The organism is Leptospira yasudae (assembly GCF_003545925.1).
In the GTDB taxonomy this organism is placed as follows: Bacteria; Spirochaetota; Leptospiria; order Leptospirales; family Leptospiraceae; genus Leptospira; species Leptospira yasudae.
Genome location: NZ_QHCU01000004.1, coordinates 312,836 through 337,284 on the forward strand (window position 1 = coordinate 312,836; position 24,449 = coordinate 337,284).

20 protein-coding genes and 1 tRNA gene are annotated in these 24,449 nt (G+C 46.0%); 14 read left to right on the forward strand and 7 right to left on the reverse strand.

Going from position 1 to position 24,449, the window contains the following annotated elements; genetic code table 11:
- Positions 1–204 precede the first annotated feature (204 nt).
- Positions 205–1,314, reverse strand: coding sequence for a tetratricopeptide repeat protein (locus tag DLM76_RS13050; protein ID WP_118955875.1), 1,110 nt, complete (start codon positions 1,312–1,314; stop codon positions 205–207).
- Positions 1,315–1,766: 452 nt separating this feature from the next.
- On the opposite strand from DLM76_RS13050, the gene ilvB reads away from it, so the two are divergent.
- Both ilvB and ilvN read left to right on the forward strand, forming a co-directional pair.
- A complete protein-coding gene (ilvB, locus tag DLM76_RS13055) occupies positions 1,767–3,476 on the forward strand; it encodes a biosynthetic-type acetolactate synthase large subunit (protein ID WP_167450767.1) in 1,710 nt (569 codons plus the stop codon).
- On the forward strand, positions 3,473–3,958 hold the full coding sequence (gene ilvN / locus DLM76_RS13060) for an acetolactate synthase small subunit (RefSeq protein ID WP_118965457.1): 486 nt from the start codon (positions 3,473–3,475) through the stop codon (positions 3,956–3,958). Before ilvB ends, ilvN begins: the two co-directional genes overlap by 4 nt.
- A 43-nt stretch (positions 3,959–4,001) precedes the next feature.
- Here ilvN and DLM76_RS13065 read toward each other — a convergent pair whose 3' ends face one another.
- The 3 genes from DLM76_RS13065 to DLM76_RS13075 all read right to left on the reverse strand — a co-directional run bounded on the left by DLM76_RS13065 (position 4,002) and on the right by DLM76_RS13075 (position 7,755).
- Positions 4,002–4,409 carry an acyl-CoA thioesterase gene (locus DLM76_RS13065; protein WP_118955873.1) on the reverse strand — a complete coding sequence of 136 codons (408 nt, stop codon included), beginning with the start codon at positions 4,407–4,409 and terminating at the stop codon, positions 4,002–4,004.
- A 443-nt stretch (positions 4,410–4,852) separates the two neighbouring features.
- Positions 4,853–6,016 carry a radical SAM family heme chaperone HemW gene (gene hemW, locus DLM76_RS13070; protein ID WP_118965458.1) on the reverse strand — a complete coding sequence of 388 codons (1,164 nt, stop codon included), beginning with the start codon at positions 6,014–6,016 and terminating at the stop codon, positions 4,853–4,855.
- Positions 6,013–7,755, reverse strand: coding sequence for a glycoside hydrolase family 3 protein (locus DLM76_RS13075; protein WP_241548244.1), 1,743 nt, complete (start codon positions 7,753–7,755; stop codon positions 6,013–6,015). The genes hemW and DLM76_RS13075 overlap by 4 nt, the downstream gene beginning before the upstream one ends.
- Positions 7,756–7,818: 63 nt before the next feature.
- On the opposite strand from DLM76_RS13075, the gene DLM76_RS13080 reads away from it, so the two are divergent.
- From DLM76_RS13080 to clpX, 5 genes are all read left to right on the forward strand, one after another.
- Entirely contained in the window at positions 7,819–8,457 is a 639-nt protein-coding gene (locus DLM76_RS13080; RefSeq protein WP_118956070.1) for an arylesterase, read from the forward strand.
- 63 nt (positions 8,458–8,520) lie between these two features.
- Positions 8,521–8,592 (forward strand) — tRNA-Gly (locus tag DLM76_RS13085).
- Positions 8,593–8,631: 39 nt separating this feature from the next.
- Positions 8,632–9,987, forward strand: a complete 1,356-nt coding sequence (gene tig, locus DLM76_RS13090) for a trigger factor (protein WP_118965460.1) — start codon at positions 8,632–8,634, stop codon at positions 9,985–9,987.
- Positions 9,984–10,577 (forward strand): ATP-dependent Clp endopeptidase proteolytic subunit ClpP, encoded by a 594-nt coding sequence (gene clpP / locus DLM76_RS13095; RefSeq protein WP_002626411.1) that lies wholly within the window; start codon positions 9,984–9,986, stop codon positions 10,575–10,577. The genes tig and clpP overlap by 4 nt, the downstream gene beginning before the upstream one ends.
- 14 nt (positions 10,578–10,591) lie before the next feature.
- A complete protein-coding gene (gene clpX / locus DLM76_RS13100; protein WP_118955870.1) occupies positions 10,592–11,854 on the forward strand; it encodes an ATP-dependent Clp protease ATP-binding subunit ClpX in 1,263 nt (420 codons plus the stop codon).
- 163 nt (positions 11,855–12,017) lie between these two features.
- On the opposite strand, the gene DLM76_RS13105 is transcribed toward clpX, so the two are convergent.
- From DLM76_RS13105 to DLM76_RS13115, 3 genes are all read right to left on the reverse strand, one after another.
- Entirely contained in the window at positions 12,018–14,474 is a 2,457-nt protein-coding gene (locus tag DLM76_RS13105) for a TonB-dependent receptor family protein (protein WP_429945159.1), read from the reverse strand.
- Positions 14,475–14,720: 246 nt separating this feature from the next.
- Positions 14,721–17,015 carry an inorganic phosphate transporter gene (locus DLM76_RS13110; protein ID WP_118955868.1) on the reverse strand — a complete coding sequence of 765 codons (2,295 nt, stop codon included), beginning with the start codon at positions 17,013–17,015 and terminating at the stop codon, positions 14,721–14,723.
- Between the two features lie 159 nt (positions 17,016–17,174).
- On the reverse strand, positions 17,175–18,221 hold the full coding sequence (locus tag DLM76_RS13115; protein WP_118965461.1) for a serine/threonine protein kinase: 1,047 nt from the start codon (positions 18,219–18,221) through the stop codon (positions 17,175–17,177).
- Positions 18,222–18,337: 116 nt separating this feature from the next.
- Here DLM76_RS13115 and DLM76_RS13120 point away from each other — a divergent pair, with 116 nt between their 5' ends.
- The 7 genes from DLM76_RS13120 to pgsW all read left to right on the forward strand — a co-directional run bounded on the left by DLM76_RS13120 (position 18,338) and on the right by pgsW (position 24,417).
- Entirely contained in the window at positions 18,338–18,736 is a 399-nt protein-coding gene (locus tag DLM76_RS13120) for an RNA recognition motif domain-containing protein (protein ID WP_118955866.1), read from the forward strand.
- Entirely contained in the window at positions 18,733–19,122 is a 390-nt protein-coding gene (locus tag DLM76_RS13125; protein ID WP_118955865.1) for an FKBP-type peptidyl-prolyl cis-trans isomerase, read from the forward strand. Before DLM76_RS13120 ends, DLM76_RS13125 begins: the two co-directional genes overlap by 4 nt.
- Positions 19,123–19,239: 117 nt before the next feature.
- Positions 19,240–20,361 carry a PAS domain-containing sensor histidine kinase gene (locus DLM76_RS13130; protein ID WP_118965462.1) on the forward strand — a complete coding sequence of 374 codons (1,122 nt, stop codon included), beginning with the start codon at positions 19,240–19,242 and terminating at the stop codon, positions 20,359–20,361.
- 67 nt (positions 20,362–20,428) lie between these two features.
- Positions 20,429–21,691, forward strand: coding sequence for a SpoIIE family protein phosphatase (locus DLM76_RS13135; protein ID WP_118965463.1), 1,263 nt, complete (start codon positions 20,429–20,431; stop codon positions 21,689–21,691).
- Positions 21,692–21,698: 7 nt separating this feature from the next.
- Positions 21,699–22,859, forward strand: a complete 1,161-nt coding sequence (pgsB, locus tag DLM76_RS13140; protein WP_118965464.1) for a poly-gamma-glutamate synthase PgsB — start codon at positions 21,699–21,701, stop codon at positions 22,857–22,859.
- Entirely contained in the window at positions 22,847–23,305 is a 459-nt protein-coding gene (gene pgsC / locus DLM76_RS13145; protein ID WP_118965465.1) for a poly-gamma-glutamate biosynthesis protein PgsC, read from the forward strand. Before pgsB ends, pgsC begins: the two co-directional genes overlap by 13 nt.
- The gene (pgsW, locus tag DLM76_RS13150; RefSeq protein ID WP_429946420.1) at positions 23,302–24,417 is read left to right on the forward strand and encodes a poly-gamma-glutamate system protein; all 1,116 of its coding nucleotides are present in this window, start codon (positions 23,302–23,304) and stop codon (positions 24,415–24,417) included. Before pgsC ends, pgsW begins: the two co-directional genes overlap by 4 nt.
- Positions 24,418–24,449: the final 32 nt, after the last annotated feature.

Sequence of the window (24,449 nt, forward strand, 5' to 3'; positions counted from 1 at the left end):
CGCTTTGTCTTGTTTGAGGTAAATTTCAAGACGAAGGCTCGGAAGCACAAGGAGAATTCTCTTTCCAGGAATTACTTACGAAGAATTCTAAAATCGAATTTCGATTTGCAATTAACGAGGGTCGTGATCAACCCGATGCTTACACTTTCCGCAAAACGGGTTTGTTTCTAATTCGCCTAACTCGGTTTTAACGGACGGAGTTCGTTATTCGCCTCGAATGCTTTCCAGTTTGTGTTTTACTTCCTCGTTGAGAGGTTGTTTTTTCTGGAAGTCTTCGAGAAGACGAACCGCTTCGGTGGGTTTGTCGATTTCCACATAAAGATCCGAAAGTTCGAGAAGGGGTCTCGGGTCCATCGGAAATTTCTTGTGAAGATCGAGATAAATTTCTTCGGCTTTGTCGCGTTTGCCGATGAGCTTGAGGGAAGAAGCCTTACCGAGTAGAGCGAAGTAGTCTTCTCCTTCCGCGAGAATCCGGTTGAAGCACTCGAGGGCCTTGTCGAATTCTCCCATCCCCCGCAAACTGTCCGCATAACGGTTGATGATGAGTTTGTTGTCCGGGTCGAACTCGAGAATTCTTTCCCAATATTGATTGGCTTTGTGGAAATCTTTTTTTCCGCGGTAGCTTTCGGCAAGACCGTATAACGCGAAAAAGTTCTTACGATCGAGTTCGGCCGCCCTGTGATAGTATTGGATCGCCTCGTCGTAATCCTTGATTTTGCGGTAGGAGTTTCCGATTTCGGTGAGAATCTTGATGTTGTCCGGTTGGATGAGAAGAAGTTTTTCCCACCAGTGAATCGCATCCTTGTATTTCTGACAGGCAAAGTAGAGGTGGCCCAAACCCACGATCACGTACTGATCCTTAGGATTGATCTGCAGAGCCTGCATATAATAAATTTCCGATTCTTTAAAGTTCTTCAGTTTGCGATGCGCGTCCGCGACGCGGCTCAGGATGGAAGCGTCCGTGATCGTGATATGTCTGTAATCCTCCGCGACTTCGATCACTCTGGAAAGAAGATTCATCTCGCGGTAGCAGTTCATGAGACCCATCAGAGAAAACTTGTTTGAGGGATCTTCTTGTATACATTTATGATAATATTCGATGGCGTTTTTGTAGTCTTTCTTCTTGAAGAAGAGGTCGCCCATACCGACCAGACCGTATGTGTTATGCGGATCTTTTTCCAGAAGTTCCTTAAGCTTCGCTTCGGCTTTAGGATACTGGTGAGAATCTAAAAGTTTATAGGCTTCTTTTGCAAGGCCTTTGATGATTGCGAATTGTTTGTCCTCTTCTTCTTTTTCAATATTAGGATTTTCCATTTGATTCTCTCTTTTTTAAATTTCGTTCTTCCAAATTTGGAATTCGCATTATTATTTTTCGACGGACAAGATTCATTGAATATTCTTTTGAGGCTCAAATATTCTGTAAAGAAAATAAGAACAGATAGCTACATTCTTAAAATAAAAAGTGATTTGAGCGAAAAATTAGTCCTTTCTATCTATTAGATTTTGGAAAAAAATTTCCGTTTCTCTTTTTTATAAAAATGTTCATTCAATAGCAACTATGTTTTGAATCGAAGAATTTGAGTTGGAATAAACAACGTCGTCTCCCTGTGAAAACCGTCGGACCGATTCCGATTTGCTCATTAATTTTTTGAACATGGGAACCTTTGGGAAACGCGTTTTTCATCGGGAGAACAGCGGATCTAAGAACACGGTTCCTCTTGACAGTAGCCTTTCCGGTATCTTTATGGACGATAAGGGGTAGAATCATGTCCGCAGAATCAGGAAGAATTACAGGCGCCAGACTGATGGTGGAACTTCTGGAAGAATACGGGGTAGAAATCGTTTTCGGCTATCCTGGCGGAGCTATTCTTCCCTTTTACGACGAAATTTATAAAAGCAAAAAGATCAAACACATCCTCGTAAGACATGAACAAGGCGCCGTTCACATGGCGGAAGGCTACGCAAGAGCCACCGGAAAACTCGGTGTGTGCATTGCAACATCGGGACCCGGCGCGACCAACTTGGTAACCGGACTTACCGACGCAAAGATGGATTCCGTACCCGTTCTCGCGATCACCGGACAGGTCGCAACCAACACGATCGGAACCGACGCGTTTCAAGAAGCCGATATTTTCGGAATCACGATCCCCATCACGAAATACAACGCACTCATGAAATCCGCGGACGATATCGCGAGACATTTCGAGGAAGCCACCTTGATCGCGTTAGGCGGTCGTCCCGGACCCGTTCTGCTCGATTTTCCGAAGGACGTTCAAACCGAGCTGACTAACGTTCGCAAGGCGACCCGTTTGAAAATCGCTCCGCATCATTATAAAAAGCCCGAAGTGAAAGGAAACGTGGAAGAATTTGCGGAAGCGCTTAACGTGGCCAAAAAACCACTTCTATACGTGGGCGGGGGAGCGATCAACGCAGGGGCTTCGAAAGAAATTTTCGAACTTGCGACGAAAGCCGGAATTCCCGTTACGACAACCTTGATGGGTTTGGGTTCTTTTCCGGGCACACATCCTTTGAGCGTGGGAATGCTCGGGATGCACGGAACCGCAGCGGCCAACAAAGCCGTATTGGAATGCGATTATATCCTGAATCTTGGAGCAAGATTTGACGACCGCGTGGCAAAAATCGGCGAATTCGCCGAAAAAGCGGTACGGGCGCATATCGACATCGACACGGCCGAATTTAATAAACGAATTCAAGTGGACTATCTTCTTCACGGAGATCTGAAGGACGCGTTAAACGCCATTCTTCCGTTCGTAAAAAAACAGGATCACGGTTCCTGGGTTTCTTATCTTCAAAACCTAAAGAAAGAACATCCTCTCGATTTCGACAACTCCGGTTCCACGATCAAACCGCAGGACTTCCTGGAACGTCTTTATAAAAAAACTCGGGGTCAGGCCATCGTATCCACGGACGTGGGACAACATCAGATGTGGGCCGCGCAGTATTATCTTTTGGACGAGCCGAACAATTGGCTGACTTCCGGAGGACTCGGAACGATGGGGTACGGATTACCGGCAGCGATCGGAGCGAAGTTCGGAAGAAAGGATAAGATGGTGATCTGCGTTTCGGGCGACGGTTCGATTCAGATGAATATTCAGGAATTGGCAACCATCGCCGCGAACAAACTCGGCGTAAAAGTTCTCGTGTTCAACAATAACTTTCTCGGAATGGTTCGTCAGTGGCAGGAACTCTTTTACGAAGAACGATTCTCTCAATCGGAATGGAACTTCAATCCCGACTTCGTAAAACTCGCGGAAGCCTATTCGATTCCCGCGATGAAGATTTCGGATAAATCCGAAATCGACAAAGCGATCGAATTCTTCACAAAAGACGACGGAGCCGCTTTCTTGGAAGTGATGATTCCCGCCGAAGAAAAAGTATTCCCTATGATTCCCGCGGGCAAATCGCAAAAAGATATGATCGAATTCAAGGATCTGGCCGGACTGAAAAAAGCATGAAACACATTCTAAAAATTCTGGTAAACAATCATCCGGGAGTAATGAGCCACGTTTCGGGCTTATTCACTCGCAGAAGTTATAATATAGATTCGATCGCTGTGGGAGTTACGGTGAATCCGGAGATCTCCAGCATGGTCATCGTGGTCAAAGGGGACGAGTCCACGGTCGATCAAGTAAAAAGACAACTTTTGAAATTGCCGGACGTGTTGGAAGTGGAAGACCTCGCGTATCACGATTGTGTCAGCAGAGAATTGGTATTGCTCGTGCTGAAGATCACGGAAGCGACCAGAACGGAAATTCTTTCCGTATGCGAAGTGTTCGAAGCGAAGATCGCGGATCTTACGCACACTTCGATCACGATCGAGTATTCCGGGAATTCCAGAAAGGTAAACGCGATCGTCGAAATTCTTTCCAAATACGGAATCGAGGAAATCGTCCGCACCGGACAAATCGCGCTCCGATACAGAAGCATCGGATCTTAAATCGTATCGATAAAAGATCCGATCGATCTTTTCTTTTAAAAGCTCAAACAGCCCGCAAGGAAACGGATTGTTTCCAAGGTCGTTTACGATCGGAATCGAAAAGTATACAAAAAGAATTCGAATTGCATACGACCTTGCGATCCGATTTTCGAATCAATCTCTGAAGAATTCGATACCGTGCGTTCGTAATCATCCGAAACTCGGTTTGAATGAGAATCGAATCGGGAAATTGAATCGTTCCTCTATAATCGCTTTCCGACCAGAGAACGAGCGGTTCTATATGAGCCGTACTTGTTTGGGAAGAATCGAAACCCGCCTGTTTTAAAGCCTCCTTTCTGGCTTCGTTCAAAAGTTTCTGCGCATTTTCTATGTTTAAACTTCCGTTCGCGTCACATTGTTGTTTGGCGAAGGAAGTTTCGAATTGGTGTGTTTTTGTATGGGATTGAATCATGGTTCTCTCTTTTGTCTAACTGCTTGGTATAAAAAGAATGCGTTCCTGATTTTGCTTTGAAAACCGTTTTGATCTAGTTTTGTTGCGTGTTAATCGTTTGGATACAAAACGGAGTTCGTCCTTCTTGGGTCTCCTATCAATTATGATTCTGATATATATTGAAAATTGTATACAATTATTTTTGAATATTCTATCCAATAGATCGGATGACACATGATTCGTAGTTTCGGTAAATGATCCGTTTTCGAGTAACAAATACGTCCGAATTTGTTTCCATTTTTTCAAGCGCGCGATTTGTGAAGCACGTGGATTATAAAATGGAAATAAATTCTTTTTACTTTACGGCGTTTCTTTAAACCGAATTCTACTTTGATAAAAAGACAAGCTGCAAAGCTCCGTATCGGAAGCTGCGATTCGTAAAGGGCGGCTCCGGGAACGGGCTCTTATAAGGAGGAGAGTTTGAGGATGGAAGTATCCAAAAAGAGAACGGCTTCCGATTTCCAACGAAAGATTCCATTGGAAAAATCACAAAGCCCGGAAGAGGCGAGTTCTTTCAAATGTCGTTCTAAAACTTCTTTCTTTTCGGGAATCAGTTCGTAAAAAGTTTCCATTTGAATCGGCCCGAACAATCGGAACAAAGATAGAATCAATTCTTCGTAAAGATCGGGTTTGGCGTATTCGACGGAGAATTCTCTTCGTTTGTAAGTCTCCACGTTTCTCGGATTGGAATATCTTCCCGAAGGCAGATAACCGTGTGCGCCCGCACCGATTCCCAAATAGTATTCCATCGTCCAATACTTGAGGTTGTGTCTGGAAAAGAATCCGGGTTTGGAATAGTTGCTCACCTCGTATTGAAACAACTCGTGCGGAGCCAACATTTCCGGCAATAATTTGAGAACTTCTTCCTGGATTTCTTCCTCGGGTCCGGGGACGAGGTGATCCATTACCTTTCTTGAATATTCGGTTCCTTTTTCCACGGTGAGCGCGTAGAGGCTGATGTGTTTTCCTCCCGCGGACAAAACCTGAACGACGTCCTTTACGATCGCATCCACGGTTTGTCCCGGAATTCCGTAGATCAAATCGGCGGAAAAGTTGGAGATCGGAGAATTCTTTACCGTTTCGAGAATGCTTCCGTATCGATCCGGATCGTAGTGTCTTCCTAAAAATTTCAGCTTTGCCGGATCAAAGCTCTGGATTCCGACGGAAATACGGTTGATTCCCGCTTGGTGGATCGATCGCAGGAAATCGGACGTGATGTCCTCGGGATTGCATTCCATCGTAATTTCAGAATATTCTAAAAGTTGAATGTTTTTTTTGAAAAAACCGATCAGATCCGCGATTTGAGAGACGTCCGCGCGGGAAGGCGTTCCGCCTCCGAAAAAGATCGTGTCGAATTTCAGGTCGAGGATGGAGGGATTGTCCGCGATTCTGCGCTCCGTTTCTTCCTTGTATCTGCGAAAGAGGGAGGTTTCGTCCGGGATCGGATTTTTTCCGTTCCCGATCGAATAGAAGTCACAGTATTCGCATTTTTGAATGCAGTAGGGGTAGTGGACGTAGATTCCCGGAATTCCCGTTTTTGCCACAGGATTTCCGGGAGAAGGCGTCATTGTTTTTTCGATGCGGTTTTGTCGCTCGAGTTTTTCAGAATCAAATCCACGACGGGGATCGGAGAAGTCCTTTCCACGACCGAATACAACAGGGCCTTTTTGGATTCTACGGTCGGGGAAAACGAGAATAGAATTTTCAGGTTCGAAAGCGTATTCAATTTTAAGAATGGAGTTCCGTAGTGAAGCGCAACGACTTCGATGTCCGAATAACGTTTTGCAAGACCCGCTGCCAGATCCAATTCCAATTGGCTGAAGGTCGTAACTACCACGCGTTTGTATTTGTTTTCTTTGAGAAGCGCCGTGATTTTACCGGAGTTGAAGTTCGGAAGATTTTTTTCGGTAAGAACGGTTTCGAATTCCTTTCCGCGCACCGCAAAGATCGTTTCTTCCGCTTTGACCGATGTCGGATTCAAAGAAGTCGGAAAGGAAACGATGGACGCTCTGGAAACTTCCGCGTTCAAAGTCGGAGAAAAGATTTCCAAGAAACTTTTTTCCCGTTCCGCGAGTTGTTCTTGGAAGAAGTTGATTTCCTTTTGTTCGAGTTCGGTAAGTTTTTCTTTCGCTGCGGATTTCTTCGGAGAGAATTCGTACACGATTCCGTGTTTGAGTTTTAAAAGAACCTGTCTGTATGCGGCTTCTTTCAAAAGATCGCGTTCTCCCTTTTGAAACGTTCCTTTTTTATACGCTGTGAGAATTTGATTCTTCATATCGCGCGTGGTCTTACCCCAGCTCGTCATCAAAAGAATATCCGCGCCCGCCAAGATTGCAAGAACTCCCGGATCGCTGTCCTTGTAATGAACGTCGATCGCGTCCATCTCCATCGCGTCGGTGATGATGACTCCTTTGAATCCCATCTTTTCGCGGAGAATTCCGGTGAGAATTTTGGAGGAGAGAGTCGCCGGAAAGTTCGGATCCAATTTCGGATACACGATATGCGCGCTCATCACGACTTCCGCACCTTGTCGAATGGATTCTTGAAACGGAATGAGTTCCATCTTCTCGAGTTCTTCCAAGGTCTTGTCGATTTTCGGAAGTCCGAGATGACTGTCCACGTTCGTATCTCCGTGTCCCGGAAAATGTTTGATCGTAGGAATCGCTCCTCCGACTCTCGCACCTTTTTCGTAACCGATTCCAGCGGTGGAAACCATCTCCGGCGTGCTTCCCAAAGAACGAGTGTTGATGACCGGATTATCGGGATTGTTGTTGATATCCAAGTCGGGCGCGAACACGAAATTGAGTCCGAGTTTACGCAGCTGATAGGAAGTGACGAAGCCCACTTTGTACGCGTAGTCCGCGTTTTTGGTTTGTCCCAAAGCCATTGCGCCGGGGAACTGAGTCACTCCGTCTTTGACGCGGAGAACTCTTCCGCCTTCCTGATCCACGGAAATGAGAAGAGGAAGTTTGGAGGATTCCATGCTCTTCTTCTGTAATTCGTAATTGAGTTTTAAGATTTCTTGTTTGCTTCCGAGATTCATTCCGAACAGAATGATTCCTCCCGGAAGAATCTCTTCGATTTCCTTTTCAGCGGTTTGATCCAAGGACTTGCCCGGAATCGCCACATGGATGACTTGCCCGGTCAATTCTTCGGGAGTCATTTTATCTACGATCGCTTTCGCTTGGGATTCTAAATATCCGTCCCAGCTATCGGCTTGGAGTTCTTGTTGGTAAGAACTCACGTAGTAAAACACGGCTAAGAAACCCAAAAGAAGAAGGAACGCAAAGGAAAATCGTCGGATCATAGTTTGACAGAATAGGAAAACCTTGAATTCTGTAAAAACAAATTCCGGGAGGTAACCTTCGTTATGATCCGTTTCCAATCCTACCTTATAATTCTGTGTTCTTTGTGTTTCACTTCGATCCATGCGGATTCGAATTCCTCTCCGGTAAGAATTCTTTTTTTCGGAGACAGTTTGACTGCGGGGCTCGGGCTCTCTTCTCCCGAAGAAGCGTTTCCTCATCTGATCGCAAAAGAACTTTCCAAAAATGGAATTTCTTCCCAAGCGATCAACGCGGGAATGAGCGGCGACACGACCTCGGGCGGTCTCGCGCGTTTGGATTGGGCGATGTCGGGCGGGTTCGACGTGTTCGTTTTGGAACTCGGAGCGAACGATTCGATGCGGGGAATTTCTCCCGATCAAACGCAGAAGAATTTAAAAGAGATCATCGCAAGAGTGAGAAAGAAAAATCCGAAAGCGAAGATTCTTCTCGTGGGGATGAAAACGTTTCCGAACCTAGGAAAAGAATACCGTCAGAAATTCGAAGCCGTGTATCCGAAACTTTCCAAGGAAGAGAATCTTCCTCTCGTTCCGTTCTTTATGGACGGGGTTGCGGGAATCAAAAAGCTGAATCAGAAAGACGGAATTCATCCCACTGCGGAAGGACATCGGATCCTCGCGAAAAATCTTTTCCCCTTTGTTCAAAAAATTCTGAAGAAAGGATGATTCTCCAAAAAGTGTGTTTACACCGGACTTTTGGGGAAAATCATGGATCTACCTGAAATAATCGCGGGAATAGCTCAGTGGTAGAGCACCTCCTTGCCAAGGAGGGGGTCGCGGGTTCGAATCCCGTTTCCCGCTTTTTCTTTTATATCACCCTTCCCCAGGCCGATTTGCATCATGGACTATAAAACAAAAAAAAATTCCAACGCTACCGTTGATATTAAACTTACCTTCGAAGCTGCAGACATCGAAAAAGCTTTTGATAAAACCTACGCAGAAAAACAGAAAGACGTAAAAATTCCGGGCTTTCGTCAAGGAAAGGCTCCTCTCAACCTGGTAAAGAAACAACTGGGAGACGCGGTTGCGAGTGACGCGATCAACAATCTCATCATCGACGGGATGACTTCCATTCTTACCAAACTCGAACATCCGATGGTTCGTTTTCCGAAATTCGAAATCCAAGACTATCAACCGGGTAAAACTCTCGTCGCGACCGCGGTGTATGAAACCAATCCGGAAGTTACCCTCGGAAAATATAAAAAAGTAAAAGTAAAACTTCCCGAAGTCGCGGTTGCGGATTCGGACGTTGCGGACGAGATCGAAGCAATTCGCAAACAACTCGCACGCAAACAGCTCAAGGAAGAAGGGCAAGTAGCCGCTTCCGGAGATATTATCGATATGGAATATACGGTTCATGAAACGGGCCAGGAACCGAAAAACGCGAGCAATACTTCCAACGACTATCACCTGGGTCACGAAAGCAATCTGAAAGGATTCGACGAAAACCTCTACGGCTTGAAAGCAGGAGATAAGAAGGAATTCTCCCATAAATTCCCGGACGATTATTCCCAAAACGAAGTCGCAGGTAAAACCTTCGAATATTCCGTTACGATCAAGGCTTTGTACGCGAACATACTTCCCGCTGTGGACGACGATCTCGCTTCCGAATTCGACGGTTCCGAGTCGTTAAATTCTCTCAAGGACAAGATCCGCAAAAATCTGAAGGAACGTTTCGAAGAGGGAATCCGCAATAAAAAGATGGAGGAGATCTACAAGGAAGTCATCGACGATTCCAAGTATATCTTCCCTGATTCGTACGTGAAGGAAGAATCCGAGCACGTGTTCCATAACATGATCCACGAATTCAGACTTCCGCACATTACCATGGAAAAATACGCCGAGATGATCAAAAAGGATCTGAAGGAAGTTCAAGAATCCTTTAAGAATCTGGCTGAAACCCGTCTCAAGCACTTCTTTACCCGTCAAAAAATCGCGCAAACCGAGAATATCACCTATTCCGATGCGGATTTTGATGCAGATTTAGAAAAACTTGCGTCAAGTTACCAAATTTCCCTGTCCGATCTTAAAAAAGAGCTGGAAAAGGGAAAACTCATGGATAATTATCGAGAGAATTTTTTCGCAAAAAAGGTGGATGATACCCTCTTTGATCTTGTAGAAAAGAAATACACTGACAAATTGAGTATTGCGCAAGTGAAAGACTATCTGAACCAAAAGGAAGAACAGAAAGCATGAGTGTAATCCCGTATGTGATCGAGCAGACGAGTAGAGGGGAAAGATCCTATGATATTTTTTCCCGCCTTTTAAAAGATAGAATCATCTTTCTCGGGAATGCAATCAACGATGATTACGCGAACGTGATTACGGCGCAGTTGTTATTCCTCGAGGCCGAAAACCCCGAAAGAGACATTTATCTTTATCTCAATTCTCCCGGCGGATACGTTTCTTCCGGTCTTGCAATTTATGATACAATGCAGTATATTAAACCGGATGTAAGAACGCTTTGTTTGGGACAGGCTTCTTCCATGGCGGCTCTGCTTCTTGCGGGAGGGGCGGCCGGAAAACGTTCCGCGCTTCCGAATTCAAGAATCATGATGCACCAGCCAATGGGCGGAGCGACCGGACAGGCGAGCGACATTGAGATCCAAGCAAGAGAAGTTCTCAAGCTGAAAGAAATTCTCAACTCCATTTACCACAAACATACGGGAAAGAGTGTTGAGCAAATTCAGAAGGATACCGAAAGAAACTTTTATATGACTGCGGAAGAAGCGAAGAATTACGGAATCATCGACACCGTCATTCAGATCGACCGCAAACAGGCTTAATAAGGAGAAATCCCTTGGCTAAGAAAACACCGGGAACCAACGGTAAACAAAAACTATTCTGCTCTTTTTGCGGAAAGGAACAGGATGCAGTAAAACGTTTAGTCGCGGGTCCGGGTGTTTATATCTGTGACGAGTGTATTTCTCTTTGTAACGAAATCATAGCGGAAGATCACGATCATACTCACGAGAAGTCGGAAGTATTCAGCGAGGTTCCAAGTCCCGCGGACATCAAATCCATTTTGGACCAGTATGTGATCGGACAAGATCACGCGAAGAAGGCCCTTTCCGTAGCGGTTTACAACCACTACAAACGCGTGAATCTGAAAGAAAAGAAATCCGATATCGAAATCGAAAAATCGAACATTCTTTTGATCGGACCGACCGGAAGCGGAAAAACCCTTCTCGCACAAACACTTGCAAGAATCATAAAGGTTCCGTTTGCGATCGTGGACGCGACCGCTCTTACCGAAGCGGGTTACGTGGGAGAAGATGTGGAGAACATCATTCTCAAGTTGATTCAAAACGCGGACAACGACATCAAAAAAGCGGAAGTGGGAATCATCTACATCGACGAGGTCGATAAGATTGCCCGCAAATCCGACAGCGCTTCGATTACGAGAGACGTAAGCGGAGAAGGCGTTCAACAAGCTCTTTTAAAAATCATCGAAGGAACTGTGGCGAACGTTCCTCCGCAAGGCGGAAGAAAACATCCGCATCAGGAATATTTACAAGTAGATACGAAGAACATTCTGTTTATCCTTGGAGGAGCCTTTGTGGATCTTCCGAACATCATCAAATCCAGAACCGGCGTAAAAACGATCGGTTTCGGCTCGGAAGAACAAAGAATCCAAGCCGACAGCAAGGATTCTTTGATGGAACAGGTGATTCCCGAGGATTTGATCAAGTTCGGTTTAATCCCCGAATTTATCGGAAGACTTCCGATCGTCGCGACTCTACAGGAGTTGGACGTGGATATGCTCAAACAAATCTTCCGCGAACCGAAGAACTCCGTTCTCAAACAATACACTCGTCTGCTCGAACTCGAAAACGTGAAACTCACATTCCGCGAAGATGCGATCGACAAAATCGCAGAACTCGCGATCAAACGGGAATCCGGTGCAAGAGGACTCAGAGCGATCGTGGAAAACATCATGCTGGATCTGATGTTCGATATTCCTTCCCGCAAGGACATCGAAGAAGTCATCATCACGGCGGAAGTGATCACGGACCGAGTGACTCCTACCTTAGTTCTCAAAAAAGAATCCAAAATCGCATAACGTTAGCGAAGCGACGCGCTCATTCCATTTTTTCGTTCCGCTTCGAAACGGACCGGAATGATTGCGAGTTGCGTTCTTATAGGAAACAAAAAACCGCGCGGCCCGAAATCGGGATCATCCGCGCGGTTTGAAATACAGGGTGGGTTCTCAATCGAACGGGGATCTACAGATGAATCGTAAACCCGACGTTGATTTGTCGAAACAAGCCCGGTTGGATTCCTTCCGGAAGCCGAGTCGAGATGTATCTCCGGTCTTGCAGATTTTTTCCGGAAATAAATAAGGACCAGTTATTCTTTTTATATCCCATGTTGACGTTTACAAGTTCGTAAGCGGGAATGACTCCGTTAAGACCGTCAGAGTCCGACTTGATATTGTTATATTCCAGCAAACTCTTTATTTGACTGTCCGAGGCCGCAGTGTCGTACCAATAAACGGATCTGGTATTTTGCAAGTCGTGAAACTGCTTGGAAAAATACTGCCATTCCGCCCTTACGTAAAAACCGGATTTCATAATGATCCCGATGGCAAGAGTCGCTACGTCCTTTGAAACGTAAGGAAGCCAATTTCCGTTCGTGTCTTTATGGAGGAGAGGGTCCGTATTACCTTTGATCCATGCGTCTAGATTGTAGGTGTATTGGTTCGACTTCGCCTCGTTTCTCGTGTAAATAACGTCTAACGGAACGTTCATGTTCCAATGAAAGAAGTTTCCGAAATCGAACGTAAAGTTAGTTTCCACACCTTTGTGTTGGGATTTTCCCGCGTTTATCGGTCGTGCGCCTAAATTTCCTCCCGCTGCGGAACTGTTGATGATCTGGTCTTGGAAATCCAGAAAATATCCGACCACCTGTAAGTTCAGATACTCAGTGATATCTCCCCTTACACCCGTTTCATAATTCCAGGATTTTTCAGCCTTTAGGGCGAGGTCTTGTGCCGTAGGGGAAATTGCGGATTCATAGCGTGGAGGCGCAAAACCGCGATGAATTCCCGAAAACCAGGTAAAATGATCGAAAAGATCGTATGTAATCCCGAATCCCGGCAAGACGATCTGCTGCGTGGTCTTTCCTTCCTTGTCGAATTGAAAGGTAGGATTCGAACCGGTGGTATAATTGAACGTAATTTCGTCAAAGTTCTGCCTTCCTCTCATGATAAGCCTGCTCTGAGTAAAGGACTCGTATCGTACGCCGGGAATTACGGACAACTTTTCCGTGAAACGGATTCTATCCTGCACATAGACGGAAAGGGCTTTCGCGGTTCTCTGTTCGTCGTCCCTTAGATCTCCGCTTTTTGCAAGACTGGTTCGAGACTCGATCGGAACAATCGGAGGGTTCGGATATCCGTTCGGATACGAAGCCGCGTCGTAGGTTCTAGGTCCCGTAAGGAGTTGTGCTCGGGCTGAATCGTAGTGATAGCGGATTCCGAGATCCAATTCATGTTTGAGGGAACCGGTATCGAATTCTGTCTCCAGTTTGGATTCGATTCCCGCAAATTTATAAGTCCTATCTCTGTGAGCGTTTGTACCTCTCATCCAGACCGTATCACCGTATCGGGAAGTAAACGGTTCTCCGTCAAACGTGTTGAGAGTGTCCACGGGGCGGGTCGAACTCGCGGATGAATTTCGGGAGTATTCCTGTCTTGCCCAGTTTCTCTGCGTATAAGCGGAATAAATTCTAGTGATGAGTTTGGTCTTATCGCCTAAATTCCATTCGTGACCTAGAGAAAAAGAATAACGCTCGATGGTCCGTTTGTCGTTTTCGGCGGGATTGTCTTTGGGATTGTGCTGGAACATCCCCGTTGTCAAACCGATATAAGTCGCCTGCGATTCCTGTTGATGAAAACCGACTTTGGTCGTTAGGGAATGTTTTTCGTTCAATTGATGTACCGTTTTCAGGTTCATTTCGTTGACGAAAAAACCTTGGTGATTTCTAAATCCGTCACCTTGTTTTCTCAGAACGTTGATGTCGAATCCGGTGTTTCCGAAAGTTCCCCCGTAATTGATCATACTCGAAAGGTAACGATTTTCACCGCCGATGGTTTGAACGGAAAAGGTAGGGTCTTTAGGAGGTCTTCTCGTAATGAAATTTACGACACCCCCGATCGTGGACGGTCCGAAAAGAATCGAACCGGAGCCCTTTACGACTTCGATTCTTTCCATCCTTTCGATGGAAGGGGTATAATACATTTCCGGTTCACCGTATGGATTGAGAGAGGTGAATAAACCGTCCTCTAAAATCAGGACCTTTCTGGAAACTTCGTTACTAACTCCGCGAAAGCCCAGGTTCATCGTCAATCCTGCGGGGTCTTGATAGCGGATGGACGCACCGGGGACCCTTCTCAATACTTCCATTCCGTCCATTGGTCTGGCTTGTTCTAAATATTTTTTACCGATGATCGTAGCCGAGCCAGGAATTCGTTTGAGATCCTTTTTTTCCCCTATGACCCTGATTTCCGTTTTTTTCCAGCGGGATTCTTCCGAGGTTTCGTCAGCTTCTTCCGAATTCCCTTGCTGTTTGCTTGGTTCCTTTTTCGGAACGGAATTTTCGTTCGGCTCTTGGTTCGTTTGTGAAACGATCGGGATCGTACAAAAGAGGACTCCAAGGAGAACGGTAAGAAATTGTCTCATCATAATTTTCGACTCTGTTTTAAAAAATTGATTTTGAGACTAAAATTCAAAATGTGGGTATTTTTTCAAGAACTAACGAATTTTTGGGAACCTGTCGACTTGAAATGGGTCACTGGAGATTTCGAAAAGCCCCATTAATACGAGCGTTTCACATTCGTTCAAAGCGGAGACGGCGGAATCGGGACTTGCCCCGCGCAGGACCAAAAGTCCAGTCCGCATCGAGGGGCAAGCAGAGGGAGAATCGACTTACTTCTTCTTTTTCTTTTCTTCCGATTTCAGAGCGAGAAGGGATTTGCTTTGCAATTCGATTTTTTTCTTTTCGGTCCAAGGAATCGCAACGCTCAATTCTTCCGCGAGAGAGAGAAGGTTTTCGTTGATGTCGATCAGTTCGTCGATGATCACGAAATAGGAAACGCTGGATTTCAGTTTGCTGTCTCCCTTCTTGATCCGTTTCATCTGACTCTTGTAGATGTTCTGTTTGATTTTTTCGAGATTTTTGGTTTTCTTTTCCGATCTCGCTTTTTCCAAAAGATCCGGGAACTTATCCGAATCCGCGAGCAGTTCCATCAGGTTCGTAGCGGACTTTCTGAGTTCCTTGACTTCTTCCTTCTCGTCTTTGGAAACTTCGTGGAAGGAGCTGATTCCGTTGGAAGAGGTTCTCAGGATGTTCCAGATGCTTTCGGTGATTCGATCCAAATGATTGATCGACTCGGTGATCGGATGAATGGATGAAAGATCGTCTTCTTCCAGATGTTTATTCGCGATCGACAAGAAGCTGGAGAGGGAATTCTCTCTCATCTTCTTTAGATCTTTCAGAAGTTTCTGGGTTTGTCTGAAATTCTTCTTTTTACCGTTTACGTAACCCGCACACGCGTTGTTCAACGCCTTTCTCGCAACGCTCAAGCTTGCAAGCATGGAAGAGATCGTTCTGGAAAGGGCGCGTTCCGGATGTTTTTTCAAAGTGATGAGTTTTTCGAGATTCTCATCGTAGGTTTCCTGACGCTTTCTGTGGATTCTTCCGAAGAGGAAGATCAAAAGCGCCGCCACGAGCACGAGAACGATCACGGAAGAAAATCCGAAAATATAAAGAATTGATCCGATGATTCCGGCGGTTGCCGAAGCGATGATCGCTGTGAAGAACCAACCTCCTACGACGGTCAAAACCCCGCTCACTCGATTGACCGCATTGTCCTTGTTCCAAGCGCCGTCCGTCAAAGACGTTCCCATCGCCACCATAAAGGTTACGAAGGTGGTCGAAAGAGGAAGTTTGTAAAGGGTTCCGATCAAAATCAATGCGCTGGAAATCTGAATGTTTACGGAAGCTCTGAGCAAGTCGAACGCTTCGGTTTCGTGAACTTTTACGATTTCGGCAAAACCGTTTCTTTGTTCGAAACGTTTTCCGATAAAGTTGCGTACTCCTGCGGGAAGAATCGCCTTGATCGGAGTGTAAATTCCGAGAGCGATCTGAACGAACACGCGGGCCACCAAACTCGTATTAAAACTTTCTAATGTTTCTCCCTGGGAACCGAGGGTTACTTCGGTTTGTGTCACCGTTTCCGCTTTTTTGGAGAACCAAAGCGGGAAAAGCATCACACAAGCCGCTCCCAAAAGGATGAAGTTCGGAGTAGGAACGTTTCCTGCCAGTCCGGTTGCAAGAGCGCTTGCGTCTCCGCCTCCCGCTTGGATCAAGGTCCAGGTCGCGAAACTCGCGAGAGGAACCCCGATGAAGTTCACTAAGTCGTTGCTCGCGAACGCCATTGCGAGAGAACCCGTTCCGACTAAAACTAAGAATTTTAGAATATTCCATTCTAATAATACTAGGAATTGGAAAATGATCGCAAATCCCGCGAACGTTACCAAAAGAATGTTCGTAAAGTTTTCGTTGATGTATTTAACGATTTCCGGCGGAATTACGGTGGAACCTTTCATCGCGGATAAAAGCGTAAAAAACGCCACCGTCGTCATGGAAAGACCGCCGAACAATCCTCCGAAGTATTTCATCGAATTCTTCAGATTGAAGGAGAAGATGAATCGGAAAACGAACTGCAATATCATTCCCGAAAAGAACGCCACGATCACGCTCGTGATGATTCCGAAGATGATCTTCAAGGCGCTTTCCGAGTTGATGATCTGAAACGCTCCGTTTAAGGTTCCGGTTTTTAAGAACGCGATCGCAAGGGCCGCTCCCAAAAGTTCGAAGACCAGGGACACCGTAGTCGACGTGGGAAGTCCTAACGTGTTGTAAAGATCGAGAAGAACGATGTCCGTCAACATCACCGCTAAGAATAAGAACATCAGATCCTGGAGCGCGAATCCGCTCGGATGGAAAATTCCTTTTCTCGCGACTTCCATCATTCCTGTGGAAGAAAGAGCGCCGAGGATAATCCCGATTCCGGCGACAACCAGAATGATTCTTTTAGAGGAGGCTTTGGAACCCACGGCCGAATTCGTAAAGTTTACGGCGTCGTTCGAAACTCCGACTAAGAGATCTCCGACTCCGAGAATCGCCATGAGAACAACGATAATTAAAAAAAAGTCCATGAAACGCTTCCGTTTATTGTTTTGTAGAATCTACAGTTTTTTTCGCTTCGACTCTTGTTTCGAGTTCTTTTGAGTCTTTTTGATCGGGGGCATCGGACAACTGAAATTTTGCCGGAAACCCATCCGTGATTATTACTTTTCCGTTACAAAATCAACCGGTTAATCTTCCAAATCCCAAAAAAAATCCTTATTGGTAAGTTCTTCTTCCTCGGGAAGAGAATCTGTAACAGAAAAGAAATGTTTCCCCCCTAAGGAATCCACGATGAGTTTGTATTGCTCTTTGAGTTCTAAGGTTTCTTTTTCCCAGTATTCGTTTTCCGCAAAATGGGGAAAGGCGACCGGGAACGAAGGATCGGTCGTGAACCGGCTCGAAATCCAGGCGGAATAATGTACGAAGCGCATCGCGCGCAGAATTTCCACGAGATCAAACCACCGTTCTTCGAAATCCCGAAATTCTCTGTAGCCGGAAAGAAGATGTTCTCTTTCTTCCAAGCCTTCTTTTCCTCGGGAAAGAAGCATCCAAAAATCCTGAACCGCCGGACCTTTCAAACAATCGTCAAAGTCCACAAAGAACCAGCCGTCCTTTCCGAAGAGAAGATTTCCCTTATGACAATCTCCGTGGATTCGATGCAAGGGAACCGATTCGATCTTTTCACGGAAGAGGTCGAAGATCCGATTCGCGGTTTCTACGTATTCTTTTTTGCAGCTTGAAGGAATCCATTCTCCCCGAAGCAACGTTTCCAACGGATAGGTTCCATAGGTCAAAGAATCCAAAGAGATTCTATGTTCGAAATGTTTCGCCTGACCGACGTTATGGATTCTCGCGAGAAGCCTTCCCAAAATCCGAAGATTTTCCGGACTGAGTTCGTCCGGCGATCTTCCTCCGACCCGGGGCCAAAACGAATAATAGATCTCGTCTTGAAACGAAGCCAGGCTGCTTCCGTCTTCAAAAGCCAAAGGACAACAAACGGGGATTTCGGCTTCCTGCAAGTCCCGTAGGAATTCGTGTTCTTCCAAAATCTGTTCGTCGTTCCATCGTCCGGGACGGTAGAATTTGGAGATGATATGAGAGCCGTCTTCGAGCCGCAGGTCGAACACTCGATTCTCCAAACTGTTCAAAGCCATACAATGACCGGAGGGTTCGTATCCCGCTTTTTCGACTAAGGTAAGAATTTCACCGGGATTCAATTGAAAAAAATCGGCCATAAGCCCCAGGATTCCGGATTCCCCTTTCTTTGGAAATTTCTTTAATGGGAGAGAAATACAAACCCGTTCGTTTTGTTTTTCGCGGTTTGGAATTTGGTTTTCAATAGAATTGGATTTTGCAAATTGATTCCCGAGAAGGAAAAATCATGAAGATATCAGTAGGAAATCTGCCTCAGGAGTTGACCGAGGACGAGTTAAAAAAGATTTTTTCGGAGTTTGGAACCGTCCAGGAAGCGCATATTAAAAAAGATAAAACCACGGGCCGTTCCTTGTCCTATGGATCCGTTGAAATGGAAGACGCCGCGGGAGCGAAAGCGGTCGCGGCTTTGAATAAAAAAGAAATCCAAGGCAAACAGATCGCCGTAGTCGATTCTGAAGAATTAAAAAAAGAGTTCGAGAAAAAACAAACTCTCAAAGGCGGAGGAGCTTCTTCCGGTAAGATTCATGGAAATCAGTCGAAGGGCGGATTTTCCGGAGGCGCAACCGTAAGAAGAACCGGAGGAAGAGGAAAATGAAATCAGTAAGTGCTTTATGGATTCTGGCGATTTTGTTCGTTGTGTCGGCTCCGGCCTTCGCGGAAGATCTCGTCATCAAGGACATTCGTGTCGGAACAGGGAAGGAAGCCTTCTCCGGTTCGAACGTGACCGTTCATTATGTGGGAACTCTTACAAACGGAAAGAAGTTCGACAGTTCCAGAGACAGAAGAACTCCGTTCACGTTCAACCTAGGAGCGGGAGAAGTCATCAAAGGATGGGACCGCGGGGTTCGCGGTATGAAAGAAGGCGGAATCCGCAAGTTGACCATTCCTCCCGAACTCGGTTACGGTTCGAGAGGAGCGGGGGCCGCGATTCCACCGAATTCAACTCTCATTTTTGAAGTAGAATTACTCAAAGTGTACTGAGAATTCTATTCTTTTGAAACAGAATTTACCGGATTCTGACGTTAGATTCTAAACGCTTTCCGGTTCTAATCTATCATACAAGGAGGGGCTTTTCCCACTGTGATAGCTTAAAACCGGATGTCTTACAACTTCTTCGAACATTCCCCGGTACCGGCCTGCATCTTAGAGCCGACGCTTCTCATCCGAAAAGTCAACACGGCCTTTTCCCGATCCTTCGGTTATTCCAAATCGGAACTAGAGGGAATCGAGTATTGGAACCGAATCTGCGAATTCAAAACTTCTAAGCCGAATCTCTGTGATCCTTCTTTGTGGCCTTCCACAAACGTCCTGGATGAAACTCCGGCGTATTCCGTTTTCATTCTCACCAAACACGGATTCAAAAAAGAATTCATGGTTTCCTTTGCGTTCGATCCGGATGAGCTGCAGATCTTCGCGTATTTGGAATCTCCTCAGTTTCAAGAAAGACCCTTTGTCCGTTACGATGCAGTTGTGGGACCGAGCTTCGGAAACGATTTGGAAAAACCCGCCGATTCCTGGGTTCAAAAACAAAAGTTGGAAGCGATCGGAACTCTTTCCGCCGGGGTCGCGCACGAGATCAACAATCCTTTGATGGGAGTGATCAATTACGCGGAGATGGTCTTTAACGGAATCGAAACCGGAAATCCTCTCCGCAAATACGCGGGAATCATTCTGCAGGAAAGCAATCGAATTTCCGAGATCGTCAAGGACATGCTCACCTTCACACGTTTGGAAAAGGAAGAAGCGAAGGTCCACGATCTGACCACAGTCTTCTGTTCCACCTTCGGTCTGTTAAAGAGCGGGTTTCGCAAAGCGGGAATCGAAACCGTCGCGCCTTCGCTCGACATTCCGATCTACGCGGTTTGTTCCGCCGGAAGACTCAGACAGGTTTACTTGAATCTTTTGACGAACGCAAAGGACGCGATCGAAAGCAACCCCGATTCCGCCAAAGACAAAACCGTCACCGTATATTGGCAGAAGTTCAAAAAGGGAGATCGGAATTTCGTTCGAACCATCATCGAAGATACGGGACCGGGAATCTCCGAAGAGAACAGACACAAGCTCTTTGATCCGTTTTACACCACAAAGGAAATCGGCAAAGGAACCGGACTCGGTTTGACCGTTTCCTACAATCTCGTCCGCGAAATGGGAGGGGATCTCTCCTTTGAATGCACGGACGGAACCACCCGCTTTTACGTGGATCTACCCGAATCTTTCTGAAAGATCCTTGACTTTAGGGGAGAATCACGACATTCTAATAGACTCTCTTTAAAACCCGAATCCCGCCATGACCGGTTCCACGCGATCAGAACACAAAAGTTACGACCCGGAGGAACGTTATTCGATTCTATTTCATTCTGCGATCGACGCGATCGTTTCTCTCGATAAGGATTTCCGCGTATTTCTCATCAATCCCGCCGCGGAAAATATGTCCGGCTTTCTCGCATCCGAACTTCTCGGGAATTCCATCGAACACCAATTCCCGCTCCGGATTCGAAACCGATTTTATCGGATTCTCAGGAACGTCGCCAAGTTACCGGATAAAAAAAGACAAAAACCGTTCGGTCCGATCCGTTTGATCCGAAAGGACAAAACGATTCTGATCTCCGAAGTCTCCGTTTCCGTGACAGGACCGCCCGAGGATTATCAATATCACATCATCATTCGAGATATATCAGAAAAACATAGAATTCTAATGGAGTTGAAACGGGCCAATCAGACTCTCAAAAAGATGGACCGGGAAAAAGAGGAACTTCTCGAACGGTTGGAGGAGAAGGTAAGACAACGATCCAGACTTCTTGCGAACTACTACAAGGGAATGAAGGAAGAATTGAGTCTCGCCAAACGGCTTCAGTCGGAAATTCTTCCCGAGATTCCTTCGATCGCGGGAATCCGGATTCATTCCGCGTATTTACCGATGATGGAAGTGGGAGGGGATCTCTACGATTTTTTCGAGATCCGGCCGGGTGTGTTGCGTATTTTTCTCGCGGACGCGACGGGCCACGGGGTGCAAGCCGCACTTTTGACGATGACTCTGAAAGGGATTTTGGAATCGATCAAAAAGAAAGAAGCCGATCCCGGAACGATTCTCGGAGAATTCAACCGGGAATACTGTAGAAACTTCGGAAATATCGGGATGTTCTTTTCCTGTTTTCTCGCGGACATCGATACGGTTGCCAGAAAAATCGTGTATTCATCGGGAGGACATCCTCCACAATTTTTTCTTTCCAAAGACTTGGTTATGGGTTTGGATCGGACAGGTTCCTTGTTGGGTTTGGACCCGGGCAATCAATACGGAGTTTTTAAACTGAGTTATCAGCACGGGGACCGTTTGTTTCTGCTCACCGACGGAATCTACGAAGAGTTCAACTCCGACAAACAACAATTCGGCGAACTGGCCGTTCAGAAAATTCTCGCGGAAAAATTCACCGAGCCTATGGAAGAAACGATCCCTTCGATATTACAAAGCCTCATGGATCATCTCGGAACTCAAAAAATACAAGACGATATTACGGCCATTTTAATATCCTTGGATTCGCCCGAACGTTGACTTTGTTATGCCCTTTGCGATCGCGATTTTCAGTCTTATCTTTTTGAGTTTCTGCGCCGCTCTTTGGATCGAAAAAAGAAATCATCTTTCGATTCAAAAACGAATTCCGATTCGAATTCATATCAACGGAACCAGGGGAAAATCTTCGGTTACGAGATTGGTCCATTCGATTCTTGTCGAAGCGGGTTGGAACGTTTACGCAAAGACGACCGGTTCGGCCGCGAGTTTGTTATTTCCGAACCGCAGCGAACGAAGGATCTTTCGAAATAAGATTTCCATCGCGGAACAAAAATCTTTTTTGCGGTTTGCCGCACGGAAGAATTCGGACGCGGTTGTGATGGAATGTATGGCCGTTCAACCGAGGTATCAAAAGGAATCCGAAGAAATTTTGATTTCCGCAACGCATTCCGTGATCACGAACGTTCGAAACGATCACGGAGAATGGATCGATACGGAAGAAACCGCTTTGTATTCGTTTGCACATACGATTCCCAAGGACGGCGTACTTATCGTTGGGAAGAATTTAGAACAAAACGAAATTTTACGAAGAAGCGCGGAACAAAATCGAAGCTCGATGTTGAATGCGGACTCCTCGTTTTCTTCGGAACGGATCGACTCCGTTTTGCGGACGATGCGGTATCCGGAACATAAAGAGAATGTGGAAATCGCGATCCGGCTTTGCGAAACGTTAGGCGTAACCGAAGAGGCGATTGTGAAAGGGATTGCGAGCTGTGCGCCCGATCCGGGAGCATTGCGCGTCCAAACGATCAAAACCGAAGCAGAAAGAAAAACCTTTGTCTTCGCTTTTGCGGCCAACGACACAATCTCTTGGGAACAAATCTTGAAAGCGCAACTTGCTACGTCGGTCGGCGGTTTCGTTGTCGTTGTCTTCAATTCGAAACGGGAAAGACCGTTGCGCACCGTCGAGTTTGCAAGTTTCCTTTCCCAGCGAACGGAAATCAAAGAGATTCTTTTTTGGGGTCCTTGGTTTTCTTTGTTTCGATCCCGGTATCGAGGAAACGCAACGTTGATTTTAGAACCGCAAAACATTGCGTCGGATGCAAATCTTTGGATCGGAGCGGGCAACTATCAAGGCAAGGGAAGAATTTGGATGCAGGATGCGGCGGACAAACTCGCTTCGTTTCAGGGGAACGAATGGAACTCGTAACCGTATCCATCGGAATCGGAATTTTATTCGGTTTTTTGCTTTGGGAAAGAACGGGACTGCATCCGGGCGGATGGGTTGTTCCCGGTTATATTGCGTTGTATTTGGATCGTCCTTGGGTTTTGATTCCTCTGTTTTTAAGTTCGATTTTAACGCTCGTCGTCTATCGTCTTTCCGAATCGTTCTTTCTGAGTTTCGGTCAGAGAAAAACGGTTTTTATTCTTTTACTTTCGATTTTGTTTTCTTTGTTTTCGGACTTCCTTGTTACATTCTATTTTTCGAATACAATGGAATTTGAATCCAGAACGATAGGCCATATTGTTCCCGGTCTGATCGTTCTTTCTGCGGAAAGACAAGGCGTGTTTCGAACCGCTTCCGCGATCTTAACGGCTTCCGTTTTGGTGCGTCTGTTTTTGATCCTCGTGTTCGGAGAGGCGATTCGCGGATGAAAGACTGTATGGCGTCGATTCGTTTGCGGATAGATCGGTCTACGATCGGAATTTTACTTTTGGCATTCGGATCGATTCTCGGTCTGTTTGCGGTCGAATTTTTTCCTTCCGCCGTATCGGTTGCCGATGCGGAGATCAAATACAACGCCAGTCAAAGAACGTACGAAGCATTTCTGAAAATTCGAGAAAAGGCCTTGTCTCAAAACCTTGCAATCGCTCCGAACTTGGATCCATCCGGTTCGGGTTTGATCGGGCCGGAGCTTTCTCCCGTTACGAGTTCCGCCGGTAAACTTTCCGCGAAACAAGCTTCGGTGCATCCCGATTTCGCGGCCTGGTTTCTGGAACAATTTCGCAATGCGAATCTAAAAAAAGGAGATACGATTGCGGTAGGAATGTCCGGCTCTTTTCCCGCTCTCAATATTTCGTTTTGGATCGCGGCCGATGCGATGGGGTTGAAGGTCGTATCGATTGCAAGCGTCTCTTCCTCCCAGTATGGGGCCAATCGAATCGGTTTTCTCTGGCCCGATCTGGAAAACGAACTCTATCAGAAAAACCGTATATTCCAAAAATCGATTTATATGTCCACGGGAGGAATTTCCGATTTAGGGATCGGTATCGGAAAAGAAGGGCGTGACGAAATTCTTTCTTCGATCCGCAGAAACGGATATTCGTATTTATCATCCGATTCGTTCGAGGATTCTCTCCGCAAACGCATGGAAGTCTACGGAAAATCGAACGCGGCATTGTATGTGAATATCGGAGGAGGAACGGTATCTTCCGGAACCAGTCTCGGTAAAAAGAAAATTCCGAAAGGAATCGTGGTGAATGAAGAGGACGTTTCGGAACTTCCCGATTCCGTTTTGAAGTTTTTTTTGGAACGAAAAATTCCGGTGCTGCATGTCAGCGGGATTGAAAAGATTGCGAGTCAATCTAAGATGAAATACGAACGCGGATCGATTCCGCAATCCGGAACCTCCGATCTTATCTTTCCGAAAAAATACAATCGGATCCTGGCGGGTTTTCTTCTGCTTTTGTTGTCGGCTTTGATTTGGAAAACTTCGGCTTGGATTTCACTTTCCGGCTCCAAAGAAGAGAATCAAATTTTTCTCTAACGCGCTTCGTTCTTGATCCATCAGGATTGATT